Genomic DNA, 25,849 nt, shown 5'->3' with positions numbered 1-25,849 from the left:
GGACTCGTGCGGAAGCAATCCCTTCGCAGAGGCCGATGATGGTTTTATGAAGCCGACCGCCGGCCCTGTCCACCGGTTGTTATATCAACCGGTCCGTCGACGCATCGAAAAGATGGATCTGAGCCGGATCGACCGAAAGGCCGATCATGTCTCCCGTTTTGACCCTGTCTCGGCGTGTCTCGACGATCGTCAGCTCCGGCTCCGTCGCCGCGACGATGAAGGTCGAGGAGCCGGTCGATTCGACGAAGGCAATCGGCACGTCGAAACTGCCCTGCCCGGGAGCGACAACCTCGATATGTTCAGGCCGGACACCCGCGATGAGCTTGCGTCCGGGCTCGATGGCGCGGTTGATGGCAAGCCTCTGCTTCACGGCGCCGAAATCCAGGATCAGGCTCCTGCCGCCTTCCGCGACGATCGCCGGAACGAAATTCATCGCCGGCGAACCGATGAAGCCGGCGACGAAGCGGTTTGCCGGCCGGTCATAGAGATCGAGCGGCGCGCCCTGCTGCTCGATGATGCCGTCGCGCATCACCACCACATGATCGGCCATGGTCATCGCTTCGACCTGATCATGCGTGACATAGACGAAGGTTGCGTTCAGCCGGTCGTGCAGCGACCGAATTTCCTTGCGCATATGGACACGCAGCGCCGCATCGAGGTTGGACAACGGCTCGTCGAACAGGAAGGCTTTGGGATGGCGGATTATGGCGCGGCTCATGGCGACGCGCTGGCGCTGGCCGCCGGACAGTTCGCGCGGATAACGCTTGAGGAGATGCGAAAGACCGGTTGTCGCCGCCACCTCCTCTGCCGCCTTCTTGGCTTCCGCCTTGGCGATGCCGCGAATGCGCAGGCTGTAGGTCAGGTTATCCTCGACGGTCATGTGCGGATAGAGCGCATAAGACTGGAAGACCATGGCGACGTCGCGCTTGCGCGGCGGCACGCCGTTCATCAGCTCGCCGGCGATCCGGAGGTCGCCGGTCGAAATGCTTTCAAGACCGGCAAGCGAGCGCAGCAATGTGGACTTGCCGCAGCCCGAAGGGCCGACAAGCGCGACGAAAGTACCCTTGGCGATCGACAGGTCGATATTCTTCAGGGCGTGGAAGGCGCCGTAATATTTGTTGACGCCTCTGAGCTCGATCTGCGTGGTCATTTGAGGGCTCCAGAGGTGAGGCCGGATACGATGCGGCGCTGCAAGAGAACGAAGATGGCGAGGATGGGCGTCACATACATCGTCGCGTAGGCCATGATGTTGTTCCACTCGTTGGTGTTCGGCCCCATGAAGGAGTTGAGACCGACGCTTGCCGGCTGAAGATCGACTGCCTGGATCATCGACTTCGAATAGACGAATTCGCCGAAGGCCTGCATGAAGATCAGGATGGCGCTGACGAGGATGCCGTTGCGGGCGAGCGGCAGCACGATGTTGAAGAAGGCGCCGACGCGCGAATTGCCGTCGACGAGGGCCGCCTCTTCCAACTCCTGGGGAACGCTCATGAAGGTGGCGCGCACCAGAATGACGAAGAAAGGCATGCTCTTGGCCGCCACCGCGATGATGACGGCAAGCCGCGGATACGAGAGCATGCCGATCTGCGAGAATCCGACGAAGATCGGCGTGATCATCAGCGAGGCCGGCAGGACCTGCAGCATCAGGATCAGGAACAGACCGATGTCCACCCAGACGTTACGGTATCTGGCGAGCACATAGGCGCAGCCCACGCCGAGCAGCGTGATCAGCGCTACCGAGCCCAGCGCGATGACCAGCGAATTCCAGAGATAGCGACCCATGCCGCGGCTTTCCCACACATAGGTGTAGGTGCTCCATTGGGGTGCTGCCGGCCAGAAACTCGGCGGCGTGGCGAACATCTCCGAGCCGCCTTTCAACGCCGTGATGTACATCCAGTAGAGCGGGAAGAGATAGATCGCCGCCATGACGATCGATATTACCAGCATCAGCCGGTCGCGGTTCGTGGTCGTGCTCATCCGCGCACCTCATGACGTGTGGAGCGGACATAGACGACGGAGGCGAACATGACGAAGACGATCATGATCACGGAGATCGTCGCGCCCTTGGCGAAGTCGTATTGCCGGAAGGAAAGATCCCAGGCCCAATATTGCGTGACGTTCGACGAATTGTTCGGCCCGCCTGAGGTGATCGCGGCAAAGAGATCGAACTGCTGCAAGGTGAAGATCAGGCCGAGCGCGATGATCGCGCCGATCGTCGAGCGCATCATCGGCAGCGTGATCGTCCAGAAGCGCTGCCAGATATTGGCGCCGTCGAGTTCGGCCGCTTCGTAGAGATCGGCCGGAATGCCGGCGAGCCCGACGGACAGCAGGATCATGTTAAACGAGGTGCCGAGCCAAATATTGGCGATGATGACGGCATAAAGTGAATAATGCGGGTCCGAGCGCCAGAAGATATTGCCGGAGATGATACCGCTTTCCCTGAGGATGAAATTCAATACGCCGAAATCGCCGGAAAGAATCCAGTTCCAGATGGCGCCGACGACGAGGCCGGGCATGACCCAGGAGACGAGGAACAGGCCGCGCATCCAAGAGGCGCCGGGAAAATTGACCCAGAAAAACAGCGCCAGGCCGAAGCCGATCAGGAACTGGCCGGCGATGGAGCCGGTGACGAAGATGAGGGTGTTATAGAGGATCGGCAGGGTTTCCGGCTGCGCGAAGAGGTCGGTGTAATTTTTGAAGCCGACGAAAGGACGCGAGAAGGTCCCGAGGCTGAACATGTCGACCTCCTGGAAACTCATCACCACATTGTAGATAAGCGGCAGCCCTGCCATCAGGAACAGAAAGCCGAGCGGAAAAGCGACGAGCACGATGTCGAAACCGCGGCCGTCCCTGACGCTCATCAGGATCCTTTTCATGCGTCCTCCGATGCTCCGATCGGGGCCGCCTGGCATAATGCGGGAGGCGGCCCCTGCCGGGAGGAAATGGTTGATGGTCGTTGCGCCATCGGTGGGTAGTCCCTTCTCCCCAGCGGGGAGAAGGTGGCGGCAGCCGAATGAGGGGCGCCGAGTTTCGGCGGCGGTTGTCCTTCGCGTTTACGCTCAGGATGTTCGCCGTTTTGCTCCTCACCCCCTCATCTGCCCCTCGGGCATCTTCTCCCGGCGGGAGAAGGGGGAGCAAGCCTCAGCCTAAGACAGCCTTGATCTTATCCGCGGCCTGGTCGAGCGCATCCTTCGGGCTCATCTGGCCGGTCAGCGCCGCCTGGATGGCGTCCTGGATCGCCTTGGAGATCTTCGGCCACTGCGGATGGGGGCCGCGCGGCTTGGCGTATTTCAGCTGTTCGAGGAAGACCTTGAGGGCGGCGTCCTTCAGCGGCTGGCCGGTTTCGGGGATCGAGATGTCGGAGCGGGCCGGAAGCTGGCCGAAATTCTTGAACATCTTGTCGTCCTGCGAGGCGAAATATTCGAGCGCCTTGAAGGCTTCGGCCGGATGTTTGCTGCTGGCGAAGATCGCCCAGTTGAAGTCGCCCATGGCCGAGGACCGTTCTGTTCCTTCCTTGGGAACCGGAAGCAGGGTGACGCCCCAGTCGAATTTCGCTTCCTGCATCATGCGGTCGAGTTCCCAGGGGCCGGAGATCGCCATGGCCGCGTTGCCGGAGTTGAACGTGCCGGTCGAATCCCACTGGCCGCGCGTAAGGCTATCGGGAGAGGCGAGCTTCTCGTCCATGATCGTCTTCCAGATCCCGAGCGCCTTCACCGCGCCGTCGGCATTGATATGCTCATAGCTGCCGCCACCCATCTGAGCCCAGGGGAGGAATTGGAAGGTGCCCTCCTCATTGGCCTTGGCCGAGAATGCGAGACCGTAGATGTTCTTGGCGGGGTCGGTCAGCTTGCGCGCATCTTCGACCAGCTCGTCCCAGGTCTGCGGCGGCTTCGCCGGATCGAGGCCCTTCGCCTTGAACATGTCCTTGTTGTAGTAGAGCGCGATCGTGTTCGTCGCTTTCGGCACGCCGTAATATTTGCCGTCCCATTCGACCGATTTCAACGGGCCGGGGAAATAATTATCCGGCTTGATGACGGTCGACTTGGCGATCATGTCGGTGAGATCGAGGAAGGCGCCGCGCGACGAGAACATCGCATGCTCCGGATTGTCGACGGCGATGATGTCGGGCGCCTGGCCGGTGGCATAGGCGCGCATAGCCTCGGTGACGACGTCGTCGAACTGGATCAGCCGGTATTCGATCTTGATGCCGTTGTTTTGGGCGTTGAATTCCTTGACGAGGTTGGGCGCCGGCTGGGTGTCCTTATCGAGCGACCAGAGTGTCAAGGTGACGTCCTCCGCCTTGGCCGAAAGGCCGAACAACGAAACGCCTGCTAGCGCCAGAGCGCCGAGAATTGCATATTTGCGGATAGCCATGGTTCTCCTCCTTTTGGGTTATCCCCGTTGCCGGCAATTCCTCCTTGCCGGCAACGATGTCATCAGGCCGGATCGACGACGAATTCGCCGCCCCGGGCATGCTTGAGGTGGTTGAGCGCATAGACCTGGCCGGTCATTTCCAGTTCGTCGCGATAGACCGGGTCATGCCAGCCTTCGATGTCGATCGAGCCCGACCAGCCGGCAAGCCGCAGCTCGGAAATGATGTCGATCCAGTTGCTGTCGCCGAAGCCCGGCGTGCGCATGAAGACGAATTTCTCCTTGCCGAAAATGCCGTGTTCCTTGATGACCTCCCAGCGGATGGTAGCGTCCTTGCCGTGGACGTGGAAGATTTTATGCGCCCACTTGCGGATCTGCGGCATGGGGTCGATCAGATAGACCATCTGATGGCATGGTTCCCATTCCAGCCCGATATGATCATCCGGCGTCTCGTTGAAGATCAGCTCCCAGGAATCCGGATTATGGGCGATATTCCAGTCGCCGCTTTCCCAGTTGCCGTCCATGGCGCAATTCTCGAAGGCGATCTTGATGCCCTTGTCGGCGGCACGCTTGGCAAGCTCGCTCCAGATCTGCTTGTAGCGCGGCAAGCTGTCGGTCAGCGGCTTGCCGCGGATGCGGCCGGTGAAGCCGGCAACGCAGGTCGCACCGAAATGATGGGCGTTGTCGATGCAGTCTTTCCAGCCCTGCAGGGTCTCGAGGTCGATTGCGCTCTCTTCCAGCGGATTACCGAACATGCCGAGCGTCGAGATGGTGATGTCGCGATCACCGATCGCGTCGAGGCAGCGTTTGCCGAGCTCGGCGAGATCCTGGCCCTTGGTCGTCTGCCAGAAGAAGGGCTCGAAGCTCTCGAAGCCGAGGTCGGCAATCTGGCCGATGCGCTCGGCGGCATCGCCCTTGTTGCCGCTGACCATGGTGCCGATGCGAATGGATTTTGCAGGGTTGCTCACGTCACTTTATCCTATGCTGAAATTTCGATGCGCCGGCCGGTCTTGGCGCTTTCGATCGCGCCGAAGACCATGGCGAGGCTTCTGATATTGTCGGAATTGACCGTTTCGGGCTGCTTGCCGGTTCGGATCGCTGCAATGAAATCGGCGATGACGCTGGCGTGGCCGTGGGTTTCGGCATCGTGCTCAGGTCCGGGAACGTTTACGGCAGCAGAGCCCCGCAGAAGGCCGGGCTCCTCGCCGGCCACGGTCGCCTTGAAACTCTCCTCGCCATCCCAGGTCAGCATCCCCTTCGAGCCGACGAGACGCCACTGGCTTTCCCAGCTGGTACGTTCGCCCTCGGCGCACCAGGAGCCGCGATAGGTGAAGACCATGTCGTCGGAGAATTCGAAGATGGCATTGGCAGAGGCGCCGTGCCGGTACCACGAGCCCGCAGGATTACGCTCGACGCAATAGACGGCCAGCGGCTTCCTGTCGGTGACGTAACGCGCGGCATCGAAGGTGTGGATCGCCATGTCGAGAAGCAGCACATTGTCCATCTCCTCGCGGAAACCGCCGAAATGCGGCGCGAGGAAGAAGTCGCAATGAATGGCGGTGAGATCGCCGATGGCGCCGCTGTCGACGAAACGGCGCAGGCGCCGGATGCCGGAGATGAAGCGGCGGTTCTGGATGACGGCGTGGATTCGGCCGGTCTCGGCGGCGAGATCGATCAGCGCGGCCCCCTCGGCAAGCGAGGCGGCCATCGGCTTTTCGCTGAGCACATGGCAGCCGGCCTTGAGTGCGGTCGACACGACATCGTAACGGGCGGACGGAATGACGATGTCGAAGACCAGATCGGCATTCGTCGCCGCGATGACCTCGGAGAGATCCGAACCGATGACGGCGCTGTCGAGGCCGAACTCGGCGGCGAGATTTTGCGCCGTCTCGCGGTTGAGGTCGACGAGGCCGACGATGGTGATGGAATCGGCGAGATCTGGGTTGGACGCGATGGCGCGCAACCAACCTTTGGACATAGCTCCGCACCCGCACAGAATGGCACTGAATTTCACGATTTCCTCCAAGGAATGGCGCCAACTCTCCTCGTGACACGCACTCCGTAAACGTTTACGACTGTAGGCGAAAACATTTTGCGGTGTCAATAGAGGCCAACTGCGAAATTACGGCCCAGGAGGGAATCGCAGCCGATGAAGGGAATCCGCCAGCTTGCCGAACACCTGGCTATTTCGATCGGCACGGTGTCCCGCGCCCTGAACGGCAGGCCGGACGTCAACGAGGAAACGCGCCGTCGTGTGCTGGCGGCGGCCGAGGCGCTCGGCTATGTCGCCAATCAGTCGGGGCGCAGCCTAAGACAAGGAGAGACGAAGGTTATAGGCCTGATGATCGAATCGAGCGCGGAGGCGGTCGAAAATGCTGACAACTTCTTCCTCGGCGTCACCAGCGGACTGCAGCATGTCTTTACCCGCCACAAGCTTGACCTTCTTATGCTGCCCTGCCCGAGCGATGAAGACCCGAGCGAATATCTGAAGCGCATGGTAGCGCGGCGTGTCGTCGATGCGATGATCATCTCCAATATGCAGCGCGTCGATCGCCGTGTCGATTTGCTCTCGCGAGCAAGGATCCCGTTCATCGCCGTCGGGCGCAGCCTTTCCGCCGGCAACTTCCCCTGGATCGACCTCGACTTCGAAGGCGTCGCCGAGCGTGCCGTCGAGCGGCTGGTCGCGCGCGGCCACCGACGGATCGCGATCACGGCGCCGTCGAGTGAGGTCAACCTCGGCTACGTCTTTGTCGAGAGCTATCGCCGTGCGCTCGAGCAGCACGGTCTTCCCTTCGACCCGTCGCTCGTCATCCGCGTCAAATCGAGTGAACAAGGCGGCTACCGGGCGGCCCATGAACTGCTGCAGCTCGAAGACCGGCCGACGGCGGTGATCCTGATCTACGAGCTGATGGCGATCGGCCTCTACCGCCGTTTGATGGAATCGGGCGTCCAGCCCGGCCGCGATCTTGCGGTGATCGGCTTCCGCGATGCCCCGCGCGCACGATTTCTGCAGCCCTCGCTCAGCTGCTTCCGCATGTCGCTCTACGATCTCGGCGTTGCGCTCGGACAAATGCTGCTCGCCCACATGCCGGCCTATCGAGACTTCTATTCCGATGCCGGTAGCAACATGATCTGGCCACTCGAACTGGTGGCAGGGGAAAGCGACGCGTTTCAGCTGACGGAGGCCTGAAGGGTGCCGGCTTCGGCTTCCCGCGCGAGCGCGGCAGAGGATATAATGGCTGGGTGACAAAAAATGTCTCGCGGAGCCCGATCATTCGAATTTAATCTCTATGCCAAGCGGTATTTCGGGCCGAATATGGTTGCCGGTTTCGATCGATCAGGAGGGGTCATGACGGTGTCATCTATCTCGCGGCGCACGCTGATGAAGGGCGCTGCTCTGCTGCTTGCCTCGACGGCGCTCGCCCGCCAGGCGCTGGCGCAGACCGCGCCGAGCGGCGGGAGACTGGTCGTCGCAGCCGATTCCGAACCCAAGAACCTCAACCCTGCCATCGTCGCTTCGAACGGCGTCTTTTTCATCGCCAGCAAAGTGATTGAACCGCTGGCCGAAGCCTCGTTCGACGGCAAGGACGGGCTTGCGCCGCGGCTTGCCACCTCCTGGGAAGGCTCGGCCGACGGCCTTTCCGTCACCTTCAAGCTGCGCGACGGCGTCACCTGGCATGACGGCAAGCCGTTCACTTCGGTCGATGTTGCCTTCTCCGCCCTAAACATCTGGAAGCCGCTGCAGAATCTCGGCCGCCTGGTCTTCGCCAATCTCGAAGCCGTCGATACGCCCGATGACTACACCGCCATCTTCCGCTTCTCCAAGCCGACGCCGTTCCAGCTCATCCGCAATGCCCTCCCCGTCGTCACCAGCGTCGTCGCCAAACATATCTTCGACGGCAGCGATATCGCCGCCAATCCTGGTAATAACAAGCTTGTCGGCACCGGGCCGTTCAAGTTCGCCGAACACAAACCCGGCGAATACTACCGGCTGACGCGCAATGAGACTTATTGGGATAAGGACCAGCCGAAACTCGATGAGATCGTCTTCCGCGTGCTGCCCGACCGGGCGTCGGCGGGTGCGGCGCTCGAAGCCGGCGAAATCCAGCTGGCCGCCTTCTCGGCCGTGCCGCTGGCCGATCTCGATCGCATCTCCAAGGTCGACGGCATCAAGGTGATTTCGAAAGGCTACGAGGCCTTGACCTACCAGCTCGTCGTCGAGATCAATCACCGCCGCAAGGAGCTCGCCGACCTCAGGGTCCGCCAGGCGATCGCGCACGCCATCGACAAGAAATTCGTGGTCGACACGATCTTCCTCGGTTATGCCGCCGCCGCCACAGGCCCGGTGCCGAAGAATGCGCCGGAATTCTATACCTCCGATGTCGCGACCTATGATTTCAATCCGGCGGCCGCCAACGATATTCTCGACAAGGCGGGTTATGCCCAGGGGGCGGACGGCAACCGGTTCAAACTGAAGCTCCGCCCCGCGCCCTATTTCAACGAGACCCGCCAGTTCGGCGATTACCTTCGCCAGGCGCTTGCCGCGATCGGCATCGATGCCGAGATCGTCAATGCCGATGCGGCCGCGCACCAGAAGGCTGTTTACACCGACCACGATTTCGACCTCGCCGTCGCCCCGCCGGTGTTCCGCGGCGATCCGGCGATCTCCACCACGATTCTCGTTCAGTCCGGTACGCCTGATGGCGTTCCCTTCTCCAACCAGGGCGGCTATGCCAATCCCGAGCTCGACAAGATCATCAAGCAGGCCTCCGAAACCGTCGACACAGCGGCGCGCACCGATCTCTACCGCAAGTTCCAGCAGCTCGTCGTCGCCGATCTGCCGCTGATCAACGTTGCGGAATGGGGCTTCATCACCGTCGCCCGTGACACCGTCCTCAACGTCGCGGACAATCCGCGCTGGGCCGTCTCGAACTGGGGCGATACCGCGCTACAATCGTGATAGGATCGGCGGCAATTCTCTTCCGGAGGCCTTAGCCGGCGTGAAACGCGCAATCCTCCTCCTGCGGCGTAGGGCGATCAGCAGCCTTCCAGTGCTGCTGATCGTGGTGATCTTCACCTTTTTCCTGCTCGAATCCGCCTCAGGCGATGCGGTCGATGCCTATCTGGGCGCGATCGGCGGCGGCGATGCGGCACTCAGGCAGGTGCTGCGCGAGAGCTACGGCCTAGACCGGTCCGTGCTGGCACGGCTCTGGCTCTATCTTTCCTCGCTGGCGCAGCTTGATCTCGGCTGGTCGGTCGCCTTCGACCGGCCGGTCGGCGCGCTCATCGCCGAACGCCTGCCCAATACGCTGCTGTTGATGGGCAGCGCGACGGCGCTTTCTTTCGGCCTTGGTTCCGCGCTCGGCATCCTCGCCGGGGCGCGGCCGGGAAGCTTGCGCGACCGGCTGCTGTCGATCGGCTCGCTGATCGTCTATGCCATTCCGAGCTTCTGGCTCGGCCTGGTCCTGAGCATTGCCTTTTCGGTGAAGCTGCGCTTGTTTCCCATCGCCGGCATCGAGACGATTGCTTCGGGCAAGACCGGGTTTTCCCGTGCCCTCGACATATCAGAGCATCTGGTCCTGCCGGTCGGCGCCCTTGCCCTGATCTATCTAGCCTTGTTCCTGCGGGTGATGCGGGCCGGCATGGCCGAGGCCTGGAAATTGGATTTCGTCCTTTTCGCCCGCGCCAAGGGCCTGTCGCGCAGCCGCATCGTGCTGCGCCATGTGGCGCGCAATGCGCTGCTGCCGCTTGTCACCATGCTTGGGCTGCAATCGGCGGCCATGCTCGGCGGCAGCGTGGTCATCGAGAGCGTCTTTGCGGTCCCAGGTTTCGGGCGTTTGGCACAGGAGGCGGTCAACGGCCGCGACGCGCCGCTGTTGATGGGCATCGTCGTCACCAGCGCCGTTCTTGTCATTTCGGTCAATTTCTTCGTCGATCTTATCTATGCCGCGCTTGACCCGCGCATCGGCGCTTCGGAGGGTGGCGCATGAGCCGTCTCCAGCGTCTGCTCGGCACGTGGGAGGGCATGGCCGGATTTGCGATCCTGGTCATCCTGCTGTCGACTGGGCTGCTTGCCCCCATCATTTCGCCCGGCGATCCGCTGAGGATCGCCGGGCGGGCGCTGCTTGCGCCCTTCACCGACCCGGCCTTTCCACTTGGCACGGATCGCCTCGGACGTGATGTGCTCGCCGGCTTGCTCTATGGCGCGCGAACCTCGCTTGCCGTTGGCCTCGCGGCAGCCTTTTCGGCCATGGTCCTCGGCGTGTGCGTCGGCATGGCGGCCGGATTTTCCGGCGGGTTCGTCGACGAGGCGTTGATGCGCGTGGTCGACGCCTTCCAGATCGTGCCGGGCTTCCTGCTTGCCCTCGCCTTTGTCAGCACCATCGGGGTGTCGACCCCGATCATCGTGCTTGCCATCGCGCTTGGCGCCTGGGCCGATCCGGCGCGGCTGACGCGCGCCCAGGTGCTGGCGATCCGCGAGCAGGATTACGTCGCCTCGGCAAGGGTGATCGGCATGCATCCCGCGGAGATCGCCTTTCGCGAGATCCTGCCGAACGCCCTGCTGCCGGTGCTGGCGCTTTCCGCGACCATCGTCGCCGGCGCGATCCTGACCGAGGCAGCGCTTTCCTTTCTTGGCCTCGGCAATCCGAATATCGCCACCTGGGGTTCGATGATCGCCGAGGGCCGCAGCGTGCTGCGCTCGGCCGCCTATCTCTCCGTCCTGCCGGGCGCCGCACTTGCCGTCACCGTGCTCGGCGTTCATCTCTTCAGCGAAGGTCTCGGCAAGGCGCTTGGCGGGAGGGCGGCATGAGCGACATCTTCTGCAGCCTCCGGCAGCTTTCGGTCACCTATCGGCGCGGCAGGAACAATGCTGCGGCGCTCGATCGTGTCGATCTCGATATTGCCACCGGCGAGAGGCTGGCGATCATCGGCGAAAGCGGCTCCGGCAAGAGCACGCTCGCCCGGGCGCTCGCCGGTCTGCTGCCCGACGAAGCGAAAGTCACCGGGGAAATGCTCTGGCCCGCCCTGGGTCACCCGCCCCGCCCGGGCCGCGATTTCGGCTTCGTCTTGCAGGATCCCGGCACCAGCCTCAATCCCGTCCTGACGGTCGGCGAACAGATTGCCGAGGGCGCCAGGCGCCATCTCGGCCTCAGCTGGGAACAGGCTTCTATCCGAGCCGAGGAACTGCTTGGACGAGTGCGAATACCGCGGCCCGACAAGGCGCTGCGGGCCTTTCCGCATCAGCTTTCCGGCGGCCAGCGCCAGCGCGTGGCGATCGCGGCAGCGATCGCTGCCAAGCCCGCTCTGCTGATTGCCGACGAGGCGACGAGCGCCCTCGACGTCGTGGTTCAGGCCGAGATCGTCCGCCTGCTCGACGGGCTGGTGCGCGAGGACGGCATGACGCTGCTTTTCATCACCCACGACATCGCGCTCGCCTCCGGCTTCGTCGACCGGATCGCCGTCTTCCGCGACGCGCGCCTCGTCGAGGCAGGTCCCGTCCGTTCGGTGCTTTCGGCGCCCGCGAGCAACTATACCGCCGCTCTCATCGCCAGCCATCGCGATCTCGCGACGCCACCCCTGATCGAAGAGCTGGCGCCATGAATCCTCTGCTGTCCATAGAAAACATCTCGAAGGGCTTTTCCTCCGCGGGCCGTCGGGTCGCCGCGCTCGACAATGTTTCGCTGACGATCGCAGCCGGGGAAACGCTCGGTCTGGTCGGCGCCTCCGGCAGCGGAAAATCGACGCTGTCGCGTATCCTGCTGCGGCTTCTCTCCTGTGATGCCGGTGCGATCCGTTTTGAGGGAGAGGATTGGCTGACGCTGAGAGGTGCTGCCTTGCGCCGCAGGCGGGCGCGCATGCAGATGGTGTTCCAGGATCCGCTGGCCGCCTTCAACCCGCTGGCGACGGTCGGCTCGGTGCTTGACGACCCCTTGCGCATCCACGGCGTCATGTCGAAAGACCGGCGTGCCGGCGAGATCGCCATGCTCCTCGAACGTGTCGGCCTGCCTGCCGATTATGCCAGCCGGCCGGTCCGCGCGCTCTCCGGCGGCCAGCGCCAGCGTGTGGCGATTGCCCGGGCGATCGCCACACGGCCGTCGCTGCTGGTGCTCGACGAGGCGGTCTCGGCGCTTGACGTCACCGTGCGCGGAAGGATCCTCGAACTTTTAGTCGAGCTGCAGAAGGAGCACGGCATTGCCTGCCTGTTCATTTCGCACGATCTTGCCGTGGTGCGCGCGGTTTCCCACCGCATCGCCGTCATGGACGGCGGCCGGATCGTCGAGACCGGTCCGGCCGCGGCGGTTGTTGCCGCCCCGCAATCGGCTGCCGGGCGCGCGCTCGTGGCAGCCGTTCCTCGTCTTGTGACCGAACCGTTGTGAAGGAGGCGTCCATGTTCGATCTCGGTTGGAATCCCCTGCTCGGCGCGCCTTTGTACCCCGCGGAGCGCTACGCCATGCTCGCTGACAGAATCGGCCGCATTCTGCGATGCCGGGGTGACGTCGTGCTGGTGCAGGCAGAGGCGGTGGTGGCGCTGGAAGCGGTGGCGGTCAGTCTCGCGCGTCCCGGCCTTTCTGCCCTCAACCTCGTCACCAGTTCCTATGGCGGCTGGTTCGGGCAATGGCTGCGGCGAGGCAGCGCAACCGTTCGGAATCTCGTCGCCGAGCCGGGCCTGCCGATCGAGATCGACGCTGTCGCCAAAGCGCTCGATGCAGGCCCTCATATCGATGTACTCGCCGTGGTTCACGCGGAATCTGCGAGCGGCATTCTCAACCCGCTGCCGGAGATACTCGCGCTTGCGCGCACCCGCGGCATCGTCACCGTCGTCGATGCGGTCGCCTCGGTCGGCGGGCATCGGCTCGAGGTCGACGATCTCGGCATCGACATCGCGGTGATCGGCCCGCAGAAGGCGATCGGCGGTCCGGCGGGTGTCTCTGCGCTCTCCGTCAGTCAGCGTGCCTGGGATCTCGTTCTCAAGGCCGGCGCGCCGCGCGACTCGATCCTGTCCCTGGCCGATCTGAAGCTCTGGATCGACGACGGTCGGCGCATCCTGCCCGGAACCCCGGCGCCGCTGGAATTCTTTGCGCTGGAGGCGGCTCTCGACCGCATCGAGGCCGAGGGCCTGGAGAATGTTATTGCCCGCCATGCACTGGCGGCATCGGCGACGTCGGTCGGGCTCGCCGCACTCGGCGCCCCCGCTTGGGTGACGGCGGCAAAAGCGTCGAACCTGGTGACGGCGGTGCCGTTGCCGGAGGCACTGGAACCTGCTTCGGTGATCGCGGCCGCGGGGCGGCTGGGGGTCGAGCTGACGGAGGCCGTGGGAACCGCGCCCGCCCGCCTCGTGCGGCTGAACCACACGGGCCCGCGCGCCGCATTCCAGACAGTACTATCGAATGTCGTGGGCTACGGCGCAGCCCTCAGGCAGACCGGCCGTCCCGTAGATATCGCCGCCGCTGCAGAGGCGATATCTGCGGCCTACAGCCGCTGAGACGTATCTGACCCTTGAAAATCGCGGCTGTCCAAGGCAGGAGAGTGGCGTCGCGGAGATTTGGTGCAGATGACGAAATTGCTGGATGCGCAGGGCCTGGAGATTTTGCACGAGGGGCATTGCACCCGCCTGAAATGGCACCGGCTGCGCAAACGTTTTGCCGATCCGCTGTTCTCCGCCGAAGTGATGGCGGAGGGATTTGCCGCAGGCGCCTCGATGGAACTCGATCTGCGCGTGCGCGCCGACGGCGGTTTCGTCGTTCTGCACGACGAGGACCTCGAAGGGGAAACGACCGGTCATGGACCGATCGCCGAAAAGCGCCTCGGCGACCTCCGCGATATCAGGATGCAGGGGGGCGACCGGCCGCTGATCCTCAGTGAAGACCTCGCCGCCATGCTGCAAGCGGCCCACCCGGCCGCACTGCTGCAATTCGACATGAAGGACGACTACGAGGCGATCGGCGCGCAGGGCATCGCGCATCTTGCCGTGCATTTCCAGGAGATCGCCGCCTCGGTGATCGTCAGCGCCGGCAGTCTCGACCTCATCGTCGCGGTCAAGGAGAAGCTTCCGCATCTCTTGCGCGGCATCGATCCCACGGACAAACTCTACGGGATCAGGAAGGCCGGCGGCTGGAAGGCTGTCGAGATCGAATTGCGCGCCGATTTGCGCGGTCCGACTGAACCGGACACGGTCTATCTCCACTGGCCGCTGATCCTTGATGCCGCCAATGAGGGTTTCGACATGATCGCGCTCTGCCAGGACGAAGGCAAACGCGTCGATGCCTGGACCTTTACCCTGAAGCATCCCGAGGTCGGTTTTAGCGAAGCGGAATGGCGGAACTTCCAGGCGCTGATGGCCCTGAAGCCGGATCAGATCACCACCGACGAGGCGCCGGCGACCGAACGCGCCTGGAGCCGCCGCATGGCGGGTTGACCCGCCCGGAAATGTGCAGCCGTTCCGGACGATGGCATGCCTTGAGCAACGGGCTTTTAGCCGCCGACTGACAGCCCCTCGCTCTCGAGGAGGAAGGCGAATTCGCCGGCAAGCCCCGGCGCGTGGGCGATGACCGGCCCTCCATACTCAAGCAGCTTGCCGATCGGCGGCATCGCCACCACAGCGCCGGCCTCTTCGGCGATCAGCGCGCCGGCAAGCATGTCCCAGGCATTGAGATGGCGTTCGTAATAGAGGTCGGCGGCACCCTCGGCGACGCGAACCAGGTCGATGGCAGCCGCGCCCATGCGGCGATAGTCGATGCCGCTCTCGTGCAGCCGTCTGGAGAGTGCGAGATAGTCGTCGAAACTCGTTTTGCGGGAATGCCCGAGGATGACTAGCGCATTGGCTGGATCGTCGGTTGCGGCGGCATGAATGGCAAGCCCGTCCTTGAAGGCGCCATCGCCGCGCACGGCATGGAAGACCTTGTCCTCGGCAGCGTCGTAAACCACGCCGATCTCGATCCTGCCGCCGGCGACGAAGGCGATCGAGACGCCCCAATGCCGGAAGCCCCTGATGTAATTGGTCGTGCCGTCGATCGGATCGACGACCCAGACGCCGACCCCATCCGACAGTCCGCCGCTTTCCTCCCCCATGAACGTATCGTCTGGAAAGCGCGAGAGGAGCCCGTCGCGGATCGCCTGTTCGGCCCTCTTGTCGGCGACAGTGACGAAGTCCTGCAATCCCTTGTTTTCGACGGCGAGGATGCCGGGGTCAGAGTCGCGCCGAAACCGGGCCGCTTCCCGTCCGGTCTCGAGGGCAACGGCGATCGCGACTTCCGCCCGGGCCCGGATGGCAGCGGCATCGAATGCGGAATTCATCAGGCAGTCCTTCTTCTTATCAGTGTCACCGGCGTAAATTCGACGCGCGCCGTCAGGTCCGGCTCGGCTATCCGGCTCATCAGCAGATCGACGGTCTGTTCGGCCTGGATATCGCAAGGCTGGCGGATCGTCGTTAGCTCATAGGCGGTCCAACTCGCCTGCGGAATATCGTCATGGCCGATGATGGAGAGCGGCGGCGCGTCGTCGCGGCCGCGGCCCTGCGTGATGCGGTCGAGGACGCCGCAGGCCATGTAGTCATTGGCGCAGAACAAGCCATCAATGCCGGATGCGGCAAGTTCGCCGGCCGCATCATAGCCGCTGCGGTAATCGTTGATCCTGATCTGGAGAAACTGCGGCTCGGCGCCGAGCTGCTTGCAGCGAGCAATGAAGGCCTCGCTGCGCCGCCGGGCCGTATAGGATATGGCGGGTGCGGCCATCACGGCGGGCTTTCGCACGCCGCTTTCGATCAAGTGGGTGGCGGCGAGATGGCCGGCCATGCGGTCGTCCGAGATGATGCGATCGACAAAGGGAATGTCATTGCCCTTGTTGATCAAGACGATCGGCACGCCTTCGGCCGCACATTGCTCGCAGATCGTGGTCGGCGGTGCGTCCGAGGTAACGATGACGCCGGAGACGGCGTAGTGCAGCAGCTGACCGATGACTGTCGAGGTATCCGCCTCCTGCGAGGTCGGCAGCAGGATGGGGCGGAAATTGCGGGCAAGCAGCACTCTCGCCAGATGCTCGATCTGCAATGTGCGGAACGGATTGTCGAGGCCGGCGGCGACGACGCCGACGAGATCGGAACGTTTGTTGGTGAGGCTTCGGGCAAGGTAGTTCACCCGGTAGCCGAGCTCCTTGGCGGCCTGATAGACCTTTTCCCGGGTCTTCGGCGAGACGCTGGCATCCGGCGTGAAGGCACGTGAGACGGCCGCGCGCGAGACGCCGGCCACCCGCGCCACGTCGAAGGAGGTTACCTTGCGCGGTCCCTTATCCCTGTCTGGCAACTGCGTTTTCCCTCTCTGCCGACGGCCGCATCAGATCGGGCAGATCCGTGCAGATGCCGAGAACCGGAAGTTTGATGATGTCGTCGAGAATGGCCGGCCGCTCCTCGTGCCAGAGCACGATTTCGCGGCCCGCCTCGAAGGCGCGCTGCATCAGCGCGTCGTTTATCAGGTCCTGCGGCCGCTCGACTGCCCTCTCCCAGCAGAGGTGCAGAATATCGGCGCCGGCCTCGTCGCCCAGCGCATGCGGGTCGTGGCCGACGCGGATCAGCACCGAAAGCGGGAAGTCGCAACCCGCGTCCCTGAGTTCGCGCACCTGCTCCGTATCGAAGGAGCCGAGGCAGGCAAAACGCTGGTTCATCTCGGCTAGATGGCGCCAGCAGCGCAGGCCGGTCCCGGACGCCTTCAGCTCGACATAGAGACCGGTTCCGGTCTCCCGGGCGAGAGCGGCGACCTCCGAAAAACGCGGCACGTCGACGCCGTCGAGGGCGGCGAGCTCGGCGGCCGTCATGTCGGAAATGCGTCGGTCGATGCCGAAGACGCGTTCGAGATGGTCGTCATGCGAGACGACGACCACGCCGTCGCCGGTCAACTGCGTGTCGAGCTCCCACATCTCGGCGCCGAGTTCGGTAGCGCGGCGGAAGGCGGCGAGCGTGTTCTCGCGTTCATGGCCGCTGGCACCGCGATGGCCGATGCAGAAGGGGATCTGACCCTTGGCCGCCGGCCAGCCATAGCGCTCGAAAAAAGCCGAAAAATCGCGGGTCATCAAATCCTCCTGCCATTTTCGTCGAAGACGAACACGCCACGGCTGTCGATCGCCCAGGTGACATGGTCGCCGACATGGATATCGTTGCGCACCGGCTGAATCGAACGCAGCAGCGGGCCACCTGCAAGAGCCACGTCGTAGAGGTTTTCGCGGCCCTGTGTCTCGGCGAAGGTGATCTTGCCCGTGACGGGGGTATCACCCGCCGGTGTAAAATGCTCGGGTCTGACGCCAAGCATCAGCTTGCTGCCTTCGGCGGCGCCGACGGTGCCCGGCAGCGGCACGCGGATCTCGCTCTCGGGGATGATGAAGGCGCCTTTGTCCATGACGCCGCGCAGGAAGGTGATCGGCGGATTGCCGAGGAAGCCGGCGACGAAGGCGGTTTTCGGGTCATTGTACATTTCGGCCGGGGTGGCGATCTGGACGATCTCGCCTTCCTTCATGATGGCGATGCGGTCGCACATGCTCATCGCCTCCACCTGGTCATGGGTGACGAGAATGGCCGTGATGCCGGTCTCGCGCTGCAGGCGGCGGATTTCCGAGCGCATTTCGAGGCGCAGCTTGGCGTCGAGATTGGCGAGCGGTTCGTCGAGCAGCAGCACGTCGGGCTTGCGGATCAGGGCGCGGGCCAGCGCCACGCGCTGCTGCTGGCCGCCGGAAAGCTGCGCCGGTCGGCGTTCCATGAGATTGTCGATATGGACAAGCCCGGAAATGCGATCGACCTCCTTGCGGATGTCGGCGGCGTTGACGCCCTTCACCTTGAGGGGAAAAGCGATGTTTTCGGCAACCGTCATGTGCGGATAAAGCGCATAGGACTGGAAGACGACGCCGACATTGCGGGCTTGGCTCGGCAGGTCGGTGACGTCGCGGTCGCCGAAGAGGATGCGCCCGCTGGAGGGCCGGTGGATGCCGCAGACCGCGAAAAGCGTCGTCGATTTGCCGCAGCCGGAAGGCCCGAGCAGCGCCAGCATCTCGCCGTCGCGGACTTCGAGCTGCATGTTCTCGATGACCTTGGTGGAGCCGAAGCTCTTCGAAAAATTGTCGAGGAGGATGCGCATCAGCCTTTGCTCCCGCCGCCGTAGATGTTCATCAGATATTTGTTGAAGAGCGCGTAAGCGATCAGCACCGGAATGAGGTAGAAGAGCCCGACGGCCTTGAACATATTGAAATCGTAATTGTTGTCGTCGGCGAGGAAGCCGGCGAGATAGACCGACAGCACCTGGACGTCATTGCCCGGCGCCAGGACCTGCGGCAGGATGAATTCGCCCCAGCCGGAGAGGAAGGAGAACAGGCCGAGCGCCATGATGCCGGGCTTGACCTGCGGCAGCACGAGGCTGCGCCAGACCCGGAAGCGTGAGGCGCCGTCGACGACGCCGGCCATTTCGATTTCCCAGGGCACGGTGTCGTAGAAGCCCTTCATCAGCCAGATGCCGAGCGGCAGGTCGATCGCCGCCTTCACCAGGATGACGCCGATCAGCGAATTGTAGAGACCGATCATCTGCAGCACGATGAAGATAGCGATGATCAGCGTGACCGACGGGAAGGCATGCAGCACCATGACGCCGGCAAGGAAGAAGCCGCGTGCCGGCACGTTCAGCCGCGACAGCACATAACCGGCCATCGACGAGACGATGAGCACGAGGCTGGTGGTGCAGGCCGAAAACAGCAGCGTATTCACCGTCACCTGCCAGATATTCGCCTTGCCCGCCGTCGTCTGCCACAGAAAACGCCAGTGATTGAACGTCAGGCCGGAGGGCAGCAGCGCATCCGGCGGCTTCACCGTCACGGTGTCGAGGAAGAGATAGACATACATCAGGAGCAGCGGCAGGCTGACGACGGTGAGCGCCGTTATGACGGGCCAGCTGCGATAATTTGCCGAGGGCTGCGATTGTTCGGCCATGGTCAGTCCTCGATCAGGGGCTTGGCGACAAGCGTGCCGTAGTTGAAGACGCGCAGATAAAGGAGCGACAGCATCACGCCGATGACGACGAGCACCAGCGCCATGGCCGCGCCCAGCCCGTATTCGAGATTGCCGGCATAATTCCTGAGCGCGGTGTGATAGGCGGAGAGCGCCCAGACCTCGGTCGTATTGCCCGGTCCGCCGTTGGTGGCGAGGAGGATTTCATTGAAGGAGGCGAGCAGCGACAGCGTCTGGTAGCAGGTGACGAAGAGGATCGGCCAGCGCATCTGCGGCAGGATGATGTAGCGGATCTGCTGCCAGCGCGAGGCGCCATCGACCTCGCTCGCATAGAACTGGCTCTTCGGAATGGCCCTCATTGCCGAGGCGAACACCAGCATTCCCATCGAGGCGCCGATGAAGCCGTTGATCAGCACGACAAAGAACCAGGCATTATAAGCGTTGTCGAGCAGGTAGTTCTTCGGGGGATAGCCGAACTTGCCCATCAGGATCGAAATGAAACCGGTATCCCAGGCGAGCCATTTCCACAGCATGACGTAGATGACGACGGGGGTGATGCGCGGCAGAAGCCAGATGCCACGAAAGATCGAGGCTGGCGTCGGCGGCATATAATGCGTCCAGATGGCGAGCAGCAGCGCATAGCCGACATTGAAGAGCGTCAGCACCAGCGCGACGTAGAGCGCAGTGTTGAAGAGCACCCGCGCCATATCCGGCGAGGTGGCGATGCGGGAGAAATTGTCTGATGTCCAGGTCCAACCGGTATAGGTGGCCTCGGCCACCGTTTCCTTCTGTTCCTGCGTCAGCTTGAGACCGAGGGTGTCCAACGCCGAAAACAGCTGTTCCTTGCTGTCGAAGCGGGTGTTGACGACGGAGCGGTTGAACTGTTCGGAGATCTGTTTGACCTCGCGCGTCGAAGGCCGGTCGGCGAGATCCTTGATCATACGCTCGGCTTCGCGGCGCGTCGGGAAGACCTCGCCGGCATGTCTGGCGCGCAGCTCCGCGGCGATACCAGGCTCAAGGCCGAGGTCCTCGACGGCCTTGAGGCCCGCCTCGTCGATCGCGTAGCGTGGTTCGGCCATATCGGCGGCAATGTCCGGCATGGCCGACTTCAGTGCGATCAGGGAATTGGGTGCGATCTGATAGACGCCGCCGGAAATGCCGGTGGCGGTCGTCATATTTGTCATCGAGAAGACCGCCGTCAGAACCACCGGCATCAGGAAGAACAGGACGATCATGATCGCCGCAGGCGCGATCATCACCAGTCCGAGCGTTCTGGACGATTTCATGGAAGCTTCCTCGCGGGACGGACCGGGCAGCGGGGTCTCCGCCGCCCGGAAGAGTGCTTCTGTTTTAGCGGATGACGATCTTGTCGCCGAGCGTGTTCTTCAGCTCGCTCTCGGCATCGCCGATGGCGCCGTCGACGGTCTTGGCGCCGGTCCAGGATGCCTCGAGGTTCTTCCACATGATGTTCCAATATTTGCCGAAATCGGAATTGTTCGGCATCGCATTGGCATGCGGCAGCAGGCGCTCGGTGGCTTCGCGAGCCCAGCGGTCGTCCGCATAGAAGTCCACTTCGGCTTCAGCTTTGGAGATGCCGAGATGGGCGGATTTGATCGCATGCAGCGCGTTGATGCGCGGTTCGGAGGCGATCGTGATCAGCTGAGCGGCGATCTGCGTATCTTCATCGCTATGTCCTGCGGTCAGCATGTAGACGAGCGGATGCGTCAGCGTGTTGGCCTTGCCGCCCTCGCCGGCCGGGATCAGCGTGAAGACGATGTTGTCGAAGAAATCCTTCAGGCCCTCCTGGTTGACGAGGCGGGCATAATGCCAGGTGCCGGCGTCCCAGATACCGGCCTTGCCGGTGGCGACTTCCTTCCACCACTGATCACCCGGCATGCCGATATGGTTCTTCTTGGTGACGCCCGTTTTCACGGCATCGGAGATGAACTGATAGGTGCGGGTCATGGCCGCCTTGTCGAAGACGAGCTTGCCGTTTTCTTCCATCGTGCCGCCGAAGCTCGTGTAGAACTGCCAGTAGTCAGGGCCGTTGCTGGGGCGCGGGTAGAAGCCGTAGCCTGGCTGGACGAGACCCTTGTCCTGCATCTTCTTGGCGTCTTCGAGCAGGTTCTTCATGGTGTACTTGCCGTCCTGAACGTTCTGCGGCAATGCATCGAGATCGGCGTCGCTATAGCCGATCGCCTTCATGTAAGGCTTCCAGAAGAACATCGGGCGGGATTCGGCATCCTGCGGAATACCGTAGACGGTGCCGTTGTACGAGGCGATCTGCATCAGGTTTTCGTAGATGCCGTTGAGCGGCCAGGCGTCGAGATCAACGTGATCCTCGATCGGAACGATAAGGCCGGCCTGCGACCAGGGAGCGATATCTTCATGACCGCTGGCGACGATGTTCGGTGCGGTCTTGGCTTCCGCGGCAAGCGTCAGCGCCTGCTTGAAATCGTCCCAGCCGGAATAGGCCTTCTTCTCGATGGTGATCTTCAGGTCTTCACCCTTGAGCGCGGCTTCGCGCTGCAACTGCTGGGCTGCGATCTCGATAGCGTCGAGGCGATAGGTGTCGTTCGGGCCGGTGCCGCCGGCCCAGACGCTGATCGTAACGTCCTTGGCAAGCGCAAAGGCGGAGGTCGAGGCCAGGATGGCGGCCGCGATCGTAAGGGATTTCAACGTCGGCAAAATGGTCATTTTCTTCGTCTCCCTGGAAGAGCAGTGTGAAGCCTCTTGACGGGTCAGCACTGTCGCTTGACGGCCGTTCCGAAACCCCACGAAAACGTGACATGTCCCGCTCTATGGGCTCAACGTAACGGCCGAATGACAAAATTGAGCACGTGTGCAAAATTATTATGACGATGTCCGAAAGACTTGCAAGCGACGGTTTTCAGCGGGCATGTTTTGTGCTTCAAATTGCGCTTATGCTGGGCTAGCATCACGTCATGAGCCTTGAATCCGTCCGCGCCTTCCTCCGTGCGCATGCCCCTGATATCGACATCATCGAAACCGCCGAGAGTTCCTCGACGGTTGCCCTTGCCGCCGAGGCCCATGGTGTCGAGCCCGCCCAGATCGCCAAGACGATCTGCCTGCGCGTCGGCGAGCAGATGATGTTGGTTGTCGCCGGCGGGTTGGCCCGCCTCGACAATCGCAAGTTCAAGGACACGTTCGGGGCCAAGGGGCGCATGCTCGATGCCGAAGAAGTCGTGGCGGTCACCAGCCATCCGGTTGGCGGTGTCTGCCCCTTCGGCCTGCCCTCGCCGCTGCCGATCTATTGCGATATTTCGCTGAAACGCTTCGACGAAGTCGTCCCGGCGGCCGGCTCGACCAATTCGGCGGTGCGCATCGCCACAGGACGGCTGGCGGAGTTGACCGGCGCCAGCTGGGTCGATGTCTGCCAGTAATGGCGCCGAAGAACTTCACACGCGGGAAAGAATACCTATATGACATCTCGACATGCCGTGATGTGCATGACAGGAGATCAGGAATGAGTGCCGTTTCGCGTTTTGCCAAGGTCGCGGCGATTGCCGTACTGACGAGCGCTACTGTTTTTGCTTCGCTCGGGGATGCCGAGGCGCGCCGTGCCGGCGGCGGTTTCGGAAGCCGCGGCACGCGCACTTTCCAGGCTCCGCCTGTCACTCAAACTGCGCCTGCTCCGGCCGCGCCGATCGAACGGTCGATGACGCCGCGCCCGCAGACGACGGCGCCCGCTGCCGCGCAACAGTCCTTCGGCGCCCAGCGCCCGGGCCTCTTCGGCGGTTTCGGCCGGTCGATGATCGGCGGCCTGATCGCCGGCGGCCTTCTCGGCATGCTGCTCGGCCACGGTTTCGGCGGCGCCTTCGGCTTCCTCGGCATGCTGTTGCAGATCGCGTTGATCGGCGGCGCCGTCATGCTGGCGATGCGTTATTTCGCCAATCGCCGCCAGCCCTCCTACGGGGTGAGCGGCCAGAGCCGCTCCTATGATATGTCCCCTGCCAAGAATTCGTCCTTCCAGATCCCGGCGATCGGTTCGGGTGCTTCTTTCGGCCAATCGTCGCGCGGCAACCGCCCGAGCGACGAGATCGGGCTGGCACAGGCCGATCTCGACCAGTTCGAGGAATTGCTGACCAGCATTCAGACCGCTTACGGCGCTGAGGATTATGGCACGCTGCGCCGGCTGACGACGCCCGAGGCCATGTCCTATCTTGCCGAGGAACTCGGCGAAAACGCCACCAACGGCGTGCGCAACCGCGTCTCCGACGTCAAGCTGCTGCAGGGCGATATTGCCGAGGCCTGGCGCGAAGACGGCCAGGAATATGCGACGCTCGCCATGCGTTACTCGTCGATTGACGCCATGGTCGAACGCGAAAGCGGCCGTGTCGTTTCCGGTGACGACCGTCACCCGAGCGAGAGCACGGAGGTATGGACCTTCGTGCGCAAATCGGGCGCTGACTGGAAGCTCGCCGCGATCCAGGGCACCGAGCAGCGCGCCGCCTGAGGTGGCGCGCTTACCCTGGCTTAATTCACCGCGACCGGTTTGGAGCGCATGCGGGAGACCGTCTCGCGTTCCGCCCGCTTGCAGCGCATCGGCGGCAAGCCACGGTCCATCAGGTCCATATCTTCCAGCACCATATCGCCCATCTTCTTGAAGGCGCTGTCGAGGGCGCCGGCCCGATGCGCCGAGCGGATGAAGCCTTTCAGGCTGCGCACTGGATGATCTGGCGGCAGCGGCTCCTCGGGGTAGACATCGCTGGCCGCGACGATATGGCCTGACGAGACGGCCGCCATCAGCGCATCGAAATCGACGACATCGGCGCGGCTGAGCAGGATGAAGGCTGCACCCCTGCGCATGCCGGCGAAGGCCTCGGCGCCGAGAAATCCCTTGTTTTCACTGGTGACGGCGGCAACGACGAAGACGAAATCGCTCTTCGTCAGAACATCCTCTAGGCTTGCCGGCTCTACGCCGTTTTCCTCGAGGATCGAGCGGGGCAGCCAGGGATCGAAGACCCTGATGCGCGCCCTGAAGCCGGACAGCACGCGGCGCAGCGCCTTGCCGAGATCGCCGAAGCCGATAATGCCGATCTCGGAACCGGCGATCAGCCGCGCACTCGCATTGCCCTCCCCGCCCCAGAGTTCGCTGCCGTGGCGAAAGTCGATATCGGCATCGACGATGCCGCGCGCCAAGGCCAGCGCGAAACCGAGACCGATTTCGGCGACCGGTTCGGCGAAGACCTGGCCCGTTGTCACGACATGGATGCCGCGCTGGAAGAGCACGTCATAGGGCATGTTGTTCAGGAGATTGCTTTCGACATTGAGGATAGAGCGCAGGACCGGCATTCTGGCGAGCGTTTCGGCCGAAAGCGGCGGCTGGCCGATGATATAGCGCGCCCTGCCGAGGATCTCGTCGCCAAGCCCGACGATATTCTCCGGATCGGCTTCGACCACGTCGTATTTCGCATGCAATTCGGCGCGCGCCTGATCGCTGAAGATCAGATCGAGCGTGCGCGGTTCGGGCGCACTGATCGCCAGCGGCCGTTCGACATTCGTCATGGGTGTGTCCTCCATCGCGGGCGGCTTGCATCTTCTCGCTGAAGGGTTAATAGCCCCTGCCTGCGGCTGTTTCCAGTTCGCCAAAGAGCAATACAGAGCGGCGATCCGTATAATGGCGTCGCTCCTGAGCGGCCGGCGGGGCGAGAAGCAATGGAAAGCGGCATTTGCCTATCAGATAAGCAGTTGAATTGACTTGTTATTTAATGATTTTTCCGTTGACGCTGCGAATCCCTTGAATTAGCTTGAGGAGCGCGAGCCAGCCCTGGTCTTGGGCAGCCACAGGATTTTCCAGAACGCGAGGGAATCGACAATGAAACCAGCACTGAAGAGCGGCCTGCTTGCCTTGGCTGCTGTAGCGCTCCCGGCAGTCGCTTCCGCCCATCCTGCCGTTGGCGAAGCCGCCGGCTTCAGCCATGGCTTTGCTCATCCGCTTTCCGGACTCGATCATGTCCTCGCCATGGTGATGGTCGGCGTTTTGGCTTTCCAGCTTGGCGGCCGTGCTCTCTGGCTCCTGCCGGCAGCCTTCGTCATGGTGATGGCGATTGGCGGCGCTCTCGGCGTTACCGGCGTCAATGTTCCCTTTGTTGAAGCCGGCATCGCGCTTTCCGTCATCGTTCTCGGGGCCGTCGTTGCCCTCAATGTCAGGGCGCCGCTCGCCGCAGCGCTCGGCATGGTCGGATTCTTCGCCATCTTTCATGGCCATGCGCATGGCGCCGAAATGCCGGAAGATGCGGCCGGCGCTGCCTATGCCGCTGGGTTCATGATTGCCACGGGACTGCTTCACGTCGCCGGCCTCTCCCTTGGTTACGTCATCGGCCGGGCCGGCGAGCGGCAGGGCGTCTTCGTAACTCGCGCGGCCGGCGGTATTGCCACCATCGCGGGCGTCGGCATCCTATCCGGCTTGATCTGAGCCTGACGGCATTGCAGCCGCCCCGGCGGCAAACGCGTCCAAAACATCATGGTCCAACGAGA

General features: G+C 63.0%; 25 protein-coding genes. 11 read left to right on the top strand and 14 right to left on the bottom strand.

Annotated features, from left to right (window positions below; translation table 11 throughout):
- Positions 1-79: 79 nt before the first annotated feature.
- The 6 genes from A7X77_RS23640 to A7X77_RS23615 all read right to left on the bottom strand — a co-directional run bounded on the left by A7X77_RS23640 (position 80) and on the right by A7X77_RS23615 (position 6,385).
- Positions 80-1,150 (bottom strand): ABC transporter ATP-binding protein, encoded by a 1,071-nt coding sequence (locus A7X77_RS23640; protein ID WP_064685273.1) that lies wholly within the window; start codon positions 1,148-1,150, stop codon positions 80-82.
- Positions 1,147-1,977, bottom strand: coding sequence for a carbohydrate ABC transporter permease (locus A7X77_RS23635; RefSeq protein WP_064685272.1), 831 nt, complete (start codon positions 1,975-1,977; stop codon positions 1,147-1,149). Before A7X77_RS23635 ends, A7X77_RS23640 begins: the two co-directional genes overlap by 4 nt.
- Positions 1,974-2,876: a carbohydrate ABC transporter permease gene (locus A7X77_RS23630; protein WP_064685271.1), complete on the bottom strand. Its 903-nt coding sequence runs from the start codon at positions 2,874-2,876 to the stop codon at positions 1,974-1,976. The genes A7X77_RS23635 and A7X77_RS23630 overlap by 4 nt, the downstream gene beginning before the upstream one ends.
- A gap of 265 nt (positions 2,877-3,141) precedes the next feature.
- The gene (locus tag A7X77_RS23625; RefSeq protein ID WP_064685270.1) at positions 3,142-4,374 is read right to left on the bottom strand and encodes an ABC transporter substrate-binding protein; all 1,233 of its coding nucleotides are present in this window, start codon (positions 4,372-4,374) and stop codon (positions 3,142-3,144) included.
- A 62-nt stretch (positions 4,375-4,436) separates the two neighbouring features.
- On the bottom strand, positions 4,437-5,339 hold the full coding sequence (locus A7X77_RS23620) for a sugar phosphate isomerase/epimerase family protein (protein WP_064685269.1): 903 nt from the start codon (positions 5,337-5,339) through the stop codon (positions 4,437-4,439).
- 11 nt (positions 5,340-5,350) lie between these two features.
- Positions 5,351-6,385, bottom strand: a complete 1,035-nt coding sequence (locus A7X77_RS23615; protein WP_064685341.1) for a Gfo/Idh/MocA family protein — start codon at positions 6,383-6,385, stop codon at positions 5,351-5,353.
- A gap of 135 nt (positions 6,386-6,520) precedes the next feature.
- Between A7X77_RS23615 and A7X77_RS23610 the strand changes: the two genes are divergently transcribed.
- The 8 genes from A7X77_RS23610 (at position 6,521) to A7X77_RS23575 (ending at position 14,788) form a co-directional block, all read left to right on the top strand.
- A complete protein-coding gene (locus A7X77_RS23610; protein ID WP_064685268.1) occupies positions 6,521-7,561 on the top strand; it encodes a substrate-binding domain-containing protein in 1,041 nt (346 codons plus the stop codon).
- A gap of 159 nt (positions 7,562-7,720) precedes the next feature.
- The gene (locus tag A7X77_RS23605; RefSeq protein WP_064685267.1) at positions 7,721-9,331 is read left to right on the top strand and encodes an ABC transporter substrate-binding protein; all 1,611 of its coding nucleotides are present in this window, start codon (positions 7,721-7,723) and stop codon (positions 9,329-9,331) included.
- Positions 9,332-9,371: 40 nt separating this feature from the next.
- Positions 9,372-10,361: an ABC transporter permease gene (locus A7X77_RS23600; protein ID WP_064685266.1), complete on the top strand. Its 990-nt coding sequence runs from the start codon at positions 9,372-9,374 to the stop codon at positions 10,359-10,361.
- Positions 10,358-11,182, top strand: coding sequence for an ABC transporter permease (locus A7X77_RS23595; protein WP_064685265.1), 825 nt, complete (start codon positions 10,358-10,360; stop codon positions 11,180-11,182). The genes A7X77_RS23600 and A7X77_RS23595 overlap by 4 nt, the downstream gene beginning before the upstream one ends.
- Positions 11,179-11,973: an ABC transporter ATP-binding protein gene (locus tag A7X77_RS23590; protein ID WP_064685264.1), complete on the top strand. Its 795-nt coding sequence runs from the start codon at positions 11,179-11,181 to the stop codon at positions 11,971-11,973. Before A7X77_RS23595 ends, A7X77_RS23590 begins: the two co-directional genes overlap by 4 nt.
- Complete coding sequence (locus tag A7X77_RS23585; RefSeq protein ID WP_064685263.1) at positions 11,970-12,749, top strand: ABC transporter ATP-binding protein; 780 nt, start codon at positions 11,970-11,972, stop codon at positions 12,747-12,749. Before A7X77_RS23590 ends, A7X77_RS23585 begins: the two co-directional genes overlap by 4 nt.
- A gap of 11 nt (positions 12,750-12,760) precedes the next feature.
- Positions 12,761-13,855 (top strand): pyridoxal-phosphate-dependent aminotransferase family protein, encoded by a 1,095-nt coding sequence (locus A7X77_RS23580; RefSeq protein ID WP_064685262.1) that lies wholly within the window; start codon positions 12,761-12,763, stop codon positions 13,853-13,855.
- A 69-nt stretch (positions 13,856-13,924) separates the two neighbouring features.
- Positions 13,925-14,788 carry a glycerophosphodiester phosphodiesterase gene (locus A7X77_RS23575; protein WP_197486883.1) on the top strand — a complete coding sequence of 288 codons (864 nt, stop codon included), beginning with the start codon at positions 13,925-13,927 and terminating at the stop codon, positions 14,786-14,788.
- A 56-nt stretch (positions 14,789-14,844) separates the two neighbouring features.
- On the opposite strand, the gene A7X77_RS23570 is transcribed toward A7X77_RS23575, so the two are convergent.
- The 7 genes from A7X77_RS23570 to A7X77_RS23540 all read right to left on the bottom strand — a co-directional run bounded on the left by A7X77_RS23570 (position 14,845) and on the right by A7X77_RS23540 (position 22,045).
- The gene (locus A7X77_RS23570) at positions 14,845-15,666 is read right to left on the bottom strand and encodes an inositol monophosphatase family protein (protein WP_064685260.1); all 822 of its coding nucleotides are present in this window, start codon (positions 15,664-15,666) and stop codon (positions 14,845-14,847) included.
- On the bottom strand, positions 15,666-16,670 hold the full coding sequence (locus A7X77_RS23565) for a LacI family DNA-binding transcriptional regulator (protein WP_064685259.1): 1,005 nt from the start codon (positions 16,668-16,670) through the stop codon (positions 15,666-15,668). The genes A7X77_RS23570 and A7X77_RS23565 overlap by 1 nt, the downstream gene beginning before the upstream one ends.
- Positions 16,654-17,433: a glycerophosphodiester phosphodiesterase gene (locus A7X77_RS23560; RefSeq protein WP_064685258.1), complete on the bottom strand. Its 780-nt coding sequence runs from the start codon at positions 17,431-17,433 to the stop codon at positions 16,654-16,656. The genes A7X77_RS23565 and A7X77_RS23560 overlap by 17 nt, the downstream gene beginning before the upstream one ends.
- Entirely contained in the window at positions 17,433-18,488 is a 1,056-nt protein-coding gene (locus A7X77_RS23555) for an ABC transporter ATP-binding protein (protein ID WP_064685257.1), read from the bottom strand. The genes A7X77_RS23560 and A7X77_RS23555 overlap by 1 nt, the downstream gene beginning before the upstream one ends.
- Complete coding sequence (locus A7X77_RS23550) at positions 18,488-19,330, bottom strand: carbohydrate ABC transporter permease (RefSeq protein ID WP_064685256.1); 843 nt, start codon at positions 19,328-19,330, stop codon at positions 18,488-18,490. Before A7X77_RS23550 ends, A7X77_RS23555 begins: the two co-directional genes overlap by 1 nt.
- A gap of 2 nt (positions 19,331-19,332) precedes the next feature.
- Positions 19,333-20,634: a carbohydrate ABC transporter permease gene (locus A7X77_RS23545; RefSeq protein ID WP_064685255.1), complete on the bottom strand. Its 1,302-nt coding sequence runs from the start codon at positions 20,632-20,634 to the stop codon at positions 19,333-19,335.
- Between the two features lie 64 nt (positions 20,635-20,698).
- The gene (locus A7X77_RS23540) at positions 20,699-22,045 is read right to left on the bottom strand and encodes an extracellular solute-binding protein (protein WP_064685254.1); all 1,347 of its coding nucleotides are present in this window, start codon (positions 22,043-22,045) and stop codon (positions 20,699-20,701) included.
- A gap of 248 nt (positions 22,046-22,293) precedes the next feature.
- Between A7X77_RS23540 and A7X77_RS23535 the strand changes: the two genes are divergently transcribed.
- Together A7X77_RS23535 and A7X77_RS23530 are read left to right on the top strand one after the other, a co-directional pair.
- Entirely contained in the window at positions 22,294-22,752 is a 459-nt protein-coding gene (locus A7X77_RS23535; protein ID WP_064685253.1) for a YbaK/EbsC family protein, read from the top strand.
- An 83-nt stretch (positions 22,753-22,835) separates the two neighbouring features.
- On the top strand, positions 22,836-23,825 hold the full coding sequence (locus tag A7X77_RS23530) for a Tim44 domain-containing protein (protein ID WP_064685252.1): 990 nt from the start codon (positions 22,836-22,838) through the stop codon (positions 23,823-23,825).
- Between the two features lie 20 nt (positions 23,826-23,845).
- Here the strand turns inward: A7X77_RS23530 and A7X77_RS23525 are convergent, their stop codons facing one another.
- On the bottom strand, positions 23,846-24,877 hold the full coding sequence (locus A7X77_RS23525; RefSeq protein ID WP_064685251.1) for a hydroxyacid dehydrogenase: 1,032 nt from the start codon (positions 24,875-24,877) through the stop codon (positions 23,846-23,848).
- Between the two features lie 310 nt (positions 24,878-25,187).
- Here A7X77_RS23525 and A7X77_RS23515 point away from each other — a divergent pair, with 310 nt between their 5' ends.
- Positions 25,188-25,787 carry a HupE/UreJ family protein gene (locus tag A7X77_RS23515; protein ID WP_064685249.1) on the top strand — a complete coding sequence of 200 codons (600 nt, stop codon included), beginning with the start codon at positions 25,188-25,190 and terminating at the stop codon, positions 25,785-25,787.
- Positions 25,788-25,849: the final 62 nt, after the last annotated feature.

This window comes from Rhizobium bangladeshense, assembly GCF_001662075.1.
Taxonomy (GTDB): domain Bacteria; phylum Pseudomonadota; class Alphaproteobacteria; order Rhizobiales; family Rhizobiaceae; genus Rhizobium; species Rhizobium bangladeshense_B.
The sequence above is the reverse complement of the archived record's forward strand: the minus strand, read 5'-3'. Positions and strand labels throughout refer to the sequence as shown.

Excerpts from the sequence above, each read along its gene's own strand:
- A7X77_RS23640 (WP_064685273.1), bottom strand. The coding sequence starts at position 1,150 with ATGACCACGCAGATCGAGCTCAGAGGCGTCAACAAATATTACGGCGCC.
- A7X77_RS23635 (WP_064685272.1), bottom strand. The coding sequence starts at position 1,977 with ATGAGCACGACCACGAACCGCGACCGGCTGATGCTGGTAATATCGATC.
- A7X77_RS23630 (WP_064685271.1), bottom strand. The coding sequence starts at position 2,876 with ATGAAAAGGATCCTGATGAGCGTCAGGGACGGCCGCGGTTTCGACATC.
- A7X77_RS23625 (WP_064685270.1), bottom strand. The coding sequence starts at position 4,374 with ATGGCTATCCGCAAATATGCAATTCTCGGCGCTCTGGCGCTAGCAGGC.
- A7X77_RS23610 (WP_064685268.1), top strand. The coding sequence starts at position 6,521 with ATGAAGGGAATCCGCCAGCTTGCCGAACACCTGGCTATTTCGATCGGC.
- A7X77_RS23605 (WP_064685267.1), top strand. The coding sequence starts at position 7,721 with ATGACGGTGTCATCTATCTCGCGGCGCACGCTGATGAAGGGCGCTGCT.
- A7X77_RS23595 (WP_064685265.1), top strand. The coding sequence starts at position 10,358 with ATGAGCCGTCTCCAGCGTCTGCTCGGCACGTGGGAGGGCATGGCCGGA.
- A7X77_RS23590 (WP_064685264.1), top strand. The coding sequence starts at position 11,179 with ATGAGCGACATCTTCTGCAGCCTCCGGCAGCTTTCGGTCACCTATCGG.
- A7X77_RS23585 (WP_064685263.1), top strand. The coding sequence starts at position 11,970 with ATGAATCCTCTGCTGTCCATAGAAAACATCTCGAAGGGCTTTTCCTCC.
- A7X77_RS23580 (WP_064685262.1), top strand. The coding sequence starts at position 12,761 with ATGTTCGATCTCGGTTGGAATCCCCTGCTCGGCGCGCCTTTGTACCCC.
- A7X77_RS23575 (WP_197486883.1), top strand. The coding sequence starts at position 13,925 with ATGACGAAATTGCTGGATGCGCAGGGCCTGGAGATTTTGCACGAGGGG.
- A7X77_RS23570 (WP_064685260.1), bottom strand. The coding sequence starts at position 15,666 with ATGAATTCCGCATTCGATGCCGCTGCCATCCGGGCCCGGGCGGAAGTC.
- A7X77_RS23560 (WP_064685258.1), bottom strand. The coding sequence starts at position 17,433 with ATGACCCGCGATTTTTCGGCTTTTTTCGAGCGCTATGGCTGGCCGGCG.
- A7X77_RS23555 (WP_064685257.1), bottom strand. The coding sequence starts at position 18,488 with ATGCGCATCCTCCTCGACAATTTTTCGAAGAGCTTCGGCTCCACCAAG.
- A7X77_RS23550 (WP_064685256.1), bottom strand. The coding sequence starts at position 19,330 with ATGGCCGAACAATCGCAGCCCTCGGCAAATTATCGCAGCTGGCCCGTC.
- A7X77_RS23545 (WP_064685255.1), bottom strand. The coding sequence starts at position 20,634 with ATGAAATCGTCCAGAACGCTCGGACTGGTGATGATCGCGCCTGCGGCG.
- A7X77_RS23540 (WP_064685254.1), bottom strand. The coding sequence starts at position 22,045 with ATGACCATTTTGCCGACGTTGAAATCCCTTACGATCGCGGCCGCCATC.
- A7X77_RS23535 (WP_064685253.1), top strand. The coding sequence starts at position 22,294 with ATGAGCCTTGAATCCGTCCGCGCCTTCCTCCGTGCGCATGCCCCTGAT.
- A7X77_RS23530 (WP_064685252.1), top strand. The coding sequence starts at position 22,836 with ATGAGTGCCGTTTCGCGTTTTGCCAAGGTCGCGGCGATTGCCGTACTG.
- A7X77_RS23525 (WP_064685251.1), bottom strand. The coding sequence starts at position 24,877 with ATGACGAATGTCGAACGGCCGCTGGCGATCAGTGCGCCCGAACCGCGC.
- A7X77_RS23515 (WP_064685249.1), top strand. The coding sequence starts at position 25,188 with ATGAAACCAGCACTGAAGAGCGGCCTGCTTGCCTTGGCTGCTGTAGCG.